Consider the following 5,160-nt stretch of genomic DNA (forward strand, 5'->3'; position numbering starts at 1 on the left):
GCAGCAACCGGATTGAGATTCCGGTTCGCTATATTATCATTCATAGTATAAACTAATTATGAACAGCTACTTATTATTTATACTGTAACCCATCTAACCCCCACGACAATGAATGATGCAGGATAGCAAATAAGATAAAAAAGTTGGGGCAAGTTTGCTTGTAACAGAAGAAATTGTCGTAACTTTGCAACCCAAATCTGTTTTATAAGAATGAGACAACTTAAAATTACAAAAAGTATCACTAACAGAGAGAGCGCTTCTCTTGACAAGTATTTGCAGGAAATCGGTCGCGAAGACCTCATTACTGTTGAAGAGGAAGTGGATCTCGCTCAACGCATCCGTAAGGGTGACCGTATTGCACTGGAGAAGTTGACGCGTGCCAATCTGCGTTTCGTTGTATCTGTAGCCAAACAGTACCAGAACCAAGGTTTGAGTTTGCCTGATTTGATTAATGAGGGTAATTTAGGACTGATTAAGGCTGCCGAAAAGTTCGATGAAACACGTGGTTTCAAATTTATCAGTTATGCGGTATGGTGGATACGTCAGTCCATTTTGCAGGCTTTGGCAGAACAGTCGCGCATCGTGCGTCTTCCGTTGAACCAGGTAGGCTCGTTGAACAAAATCAGCAAGGCTTTCTCCAAGTTCGAGCAGGAAAACGAACGTCGCCCCTCTCCCGAAGAACTGGCGGATGAACTGGAAATCCCTGTTGATAAAATCTCTGATACATTGAAGGTGTCCGGACGCCACATTTCGGTGGACGCGCCTTTTGTAGAAGGAGAAGACAACAGCCTGCTGGACGTGTTGGTGAACGACGATTCTCCTATGGCGGATCGCTCTTTAGTGAACGAGTCTCTTGCGAGGGAAATTGATAGAGCACTTTCTACGTTAACCGATAGGGAAAAAGAAATCATTCAGATGTTTTTCGGTATCGGACAACAAGAAATGACATTAGAAGAAATCGGCGACAAATTCGGTTTGACCCGTGAACGTGTTCGTCAGATTAAGGAAAAAGCTATAAGAAGATTAAGACAAAGTAATCGTAGCAAACTGCTCAAGTCTTATTTAGGATAAATAAGAAATATCAATTTCCGACAAATAAAAGGAACTAAAAACCGGCATGTCATGCTTTGACCGCCGGTTTTTTTTGTTATCTTTGCCGCGAATCAATGTGCTGAAGTATTAATATGCCGATATAATGATGAAAATTCAGGCATGATAACACAATTAATAGGCGCATTAATATGTTATTACATTAACACATTATATTATTTATGAAATACATTCGTGTTCTTTTTGCCGTAGCATTCGTATTTACGGTATGTTCTGCATTCTCGCTTAAGAAAGGAAAAGGAGATAAGGAAAAAGTTGTGTATGCGTTTGGCGTAGCCGCTTCATTCAATGACACAGTGGTATATTTTACGGATATCCAAGTACTGGATAGCGTGAAATTAAACAAGAGCGGTTTTTTGCCCAAGCGTGATCTTTATTCGTATCAGTTGAAAAATTACTTGGAGTACGATTTAAAGAGTGCCGATTATACTTGTATGATTTACTTTTCTGAGAATAAGAATAAACTGACGAAAGAAGTTACGACACTGAAAAGTAAATATAAGAAAAACAAGTCAATTGTGCTGATACCTATTGATACTGATGCTTTCAGGTTCAAGAAGCCGGAAGAATAATTTTATTTTCTTTCCCGGCATTTGAGTGATTTGTATATTTTATAATTTGTAGTCATGAAAATAAAATTTTATTTCCTTTTCTGGATATGTCTTTCTGTATTGGTGGCAGCGTGTTGTGATGACGAACCGGAACCGGACGTTGTCGCTGTAACGGATGTTATATTGAATCGAAGTGAGCTTTCCTTAGAAAAAGGAGGAAGTGAAATTTTGGAAGCTATTATCACTCCTGATAATGCTACAAATAAAAAAGTAAGCTGGAAATCCAGCGATACGAATGTGGCTACAGTTGATGTGAATGGTAAAGTTACAGCTCTAAAGGATGGAATGGCAATAATTGTTGCCGTCACAGAAGATGGAGCAAAGATTGCTACTTGCAGGCTCGTTTGTGGTGGTAGTATCGTAGATCCTGATATTAGGGTAATGGATGTTACTCTGAATAAAAGTGTACTTTCCCTAAAAGAAGGAGATAGCGAAACATTAGAAGCTATTATCACTCCTGATAATGCCACTAATAAAAAAGCTATATGGATGTCAAGTGATAAAAGTATAGTCATAGTTGGCGCAAATGGTAAAGTTACGGCTTTGCAGCCAGGAACTGCCACTGTTGTTGTTGTAACGGAAGACGGTGCGAAGACTGCGGCTTGTGAGGTAACTGTTGAGCCGGTAGTTAATCCGATAGGAAGCCGTACGGTTTTGGCCTATATAGCGGCGGATAATTCTCTCAGATCGTTTGCTTTACAGGATTTAGCTGAAATGAAAATCGGTATGGGGAAAGTAACCGATGCGAATGCACATCTTTTAGTATATATAGATGATGGTTCATCTCCCCGTTTGCTTGAGTTGAAAAAACAGGGTGGAACGGTTGTTGAAACGGTAGTGAAAACGTACGAGAGTCGTAATTCGGTAGGTGTATCCGAAACCCGGGAAGTTTTTGCGGAGGTTTTCTCGAATCCTAAATATAATGCTGATAGCTATGGCTTGGTTTATTGGTCGCATGGCGATGGGTGGCTTCCTTATCCTTTGCGTCCGGGTACCCGCTGGGTAGGGCAAGATACCGGTGATGGGGATAAAAGAATGAATATCTCTGAATTTGTTGAAATATTGGGAACTGCTCCTCATTTTGATTTCATATTGTTTGATGCTTGTTTCATGCAGTCGGTAGAGGTTGCTTATGAATTGCAGGATTATACGGATTACTGTATTGGCTCTCCGACAGAAATTCCGGGACCTGGCGCTTCGTATGATGTGGTTGTACCTGCCATGTTCTCTACTACCGGAAATATAGCGGTGAATGTAGCCCATGCTTATTTTGAACCTTATGAAGCAAAATATGATGCGGGTAGGGGAATCTCTAACAGTAACTGGACCGGTGGAGCCTCAGTGTGCGCGCTGAAGACAGGCCAATTGGTTAATCTGGCAACTGTAACGAAGCAAGTATTACCTTCGACTGTTAATGTGACGTCGCTTCGTTCTTCTGTTTTTGACTATGATTGCCGGCGTGGCGGTCGTGTCGGTTACTATGATTTGGCAGGTATGATGAAGAAGATAACTACCGGTGATGTAGCCTACAAAACGTGGAAACAAGTTTATGATGCTGCTGTGGTATATTGGGCTACTACTCCTGAGAATTATTCAGCCTATGTTGAGATGTTCCCTATGGAAGATACGAATGGAGTATCTTGTTACATTCCTTCGGCGGCTAATAATATTACTGATGAAGTTTATCGCGCTACGGAATGGTACACTGCGGCAGGTTTTGATAAGCTATATTGATAAGATGTACTATTACAGTAAGTTACATTTGCATTAATCCGGATATGCAAAAATTATTATCCTTGCCGCCTAATCTTGTATCGGCATTCTATGAACTGGAAAATGTAGAACATACGGAATGGTTTTGTACGTCTGACCCCATAGGCTTGAAATTGGGGTCGGGCGGAGGAACAACCTGGCTACTACGGGAATGGCATAGAAATCAAAAAGCAGAACATTCGACAGAGAAACGTATCTTACTGCATGCCGGAGGACAAAGTCGCCGCCTTCCCGGATATGCCCCTTCGGGGAAAATACTTACCCCAATACCGGTATTCCGTTGGGTGCGCGGGCAAAAGCTGGGACAGAACTTACTATCACTGCAACTTCCCCTTTATGAAAAAATCATGGAAAGGGCGCCGGACAGTTTACGTACGCTGATTGCAAGTGGCGACGTATATATCCGTGCCGAGAAACCTTTGCAGGAAATACCGGACGCAGATGTCGTGTGTTACGGTTTGTGGGTAGACCCGGCGCTGGCTACCCATCATGGGGTATTCGTTTCAGATCGGAAACAACCGGAGGAACTCGACTTTATGCTTCAGAAACCATCCTTGCAGAAGTTGGAAGATCTTTCTAAGACACATCTTTTCCTGATGGATATAGGCATCTGGCTATTAAGCGACAGGGCGGTGGATTTGCTGATGAAACGTTCGCTAAAAGAGAGTGGTGCGCCGGATAAGGACATTCCGTATTCCGACTTGAAATACTATGACTTATATTCTGATTTCGGCCTGTCACTGGGAAATCATCCGTGCATTATTGATGAGGAATTGAATAAACTTTCCGTAGCTATATTGCCGCTATCCGGAGGAGAATTTTATCATTACGGTACGAGCCGTGAACTACTTTCTTCGACCGTGACCCTGCAGAATAAAGTGCATGACCAGCGGCAGATTATGCATCGCAAGGTGAAACCGAATCCTGCTATTTTTGTGCAGAATGCCGAAATACGTATTCCTCTTTCTTCAAAGAATGATAATGTCTGGATTGAGAATAGCTTTGTGGGTGCATCGTGGACGATAGGCTCACGGCACATTATCACGGGAGTACCGCAAAATGACTGGACGCTGACACTTCCTGACGGGGTATGCATAGATGTAGTGCCTCTTGGAGAAAAACACCGGGCAGTCCGTCCGTATGGTTTTGATGATATATTCAAAGGAGATATCCGGGATGAAAAGACTTTGTTTCTGGAAATCCCTTTCCCGGCTTGGCTGGCGCAACGCGGATTGACTGCGGATGATATTACCGGTAGGAAAGAAGATTTGCAGGCAGCGGCTGTGTTCCCCGTAGTTGATGACATCAGGCAAATGGGAAAAGTTCTTCGCTGGATGATTTCGGAACCGGACTTGGCGGAAGGCAGGGAAATCTGGCAAAACAGCCGACGCCTTTCTGCTGACGAAATCTCTGCTCAGGCTGATTTGCGTCGTTTATATAGGCAGAGAGAGGACTACCGCAAAGATAACTGGGGATTGCTGGCACGTAATTATGAAAAGAGCGTATTTTATCAGTTGGATTTGGCTGATGTTGCTTCGGATTTTCATCGCTTGGGGTTGAATAAACCGGATGTTTTATCGGATGATGCTCCTCAAATGCAACGTATTCACAACCGGATGCTCCGGGCGCAGATAGATAAATTGATAGGGTGTCCAGTTTTACGTTC

At 42.8% G+C, this 5,160-nt stretch carries 4 protein-coding genes; all 4 read left to right on the forward strand.

Annotated features, from left to right (window positions below; translation table 11 throughout):
* The first annotated feature begins 210 nt into the window (after nt 1-210).
* The gene (locus tag B2Z67_RS12720; RefSeq protein ID WP_291530212.1) at nt 211-1,071 is read left to right on the forward strand and encodes a sigma-70 family RNA polymerase sigma factor; all 861 of its coding nucleotides are present in this window, start codon (nt 211-213) and stop codon (nt 1,069-1,071) included.
* Between the two features lie 200 nt (nt 1,072-1,271).
* Entirely contained in the window at nt 1,272-1,682 is a 411-nt protein-coding gene (locus B2Z67_RS12725) for a hypothetical protein (RefSeq protein WP_291530213.1), read from the forward strand.
* A gap of 54 nt (nt 1,683-1,736) precedes the next feature.
* Complete coding sequence (locus tag B2Z67_RS12730) at nt 1,737-3,455, forward strand: clostripain-related cysteine peptidase (RefSeq protein WP_291530214.1); 1,719 nt, start codon at nt 1,737-1,739, stop codon at nt 3,453-3,455.
* A gap of 44 nt (nt 3,456-3,499) precedes the next feature.
* Nucleotides 3,500-5,160, forward strand: a 1,661-nt coding sequence (locus B2Z67_RS12735; RefSeq protein ID WP_291530215.1) for a bifunctional fucokinase/fucose-1-phosphate guanylyltransferase, incomplete at its 3' end; no start/stop codon positions are given.

Source organism: Bacteroides sp. UBA939 (assembly GCF_002293435.1).
Lineage (GTDB): Bacteria > Bacteroidota > Bacteroidia > Bacteroidales > Bacteroidaceae > Bacteroides.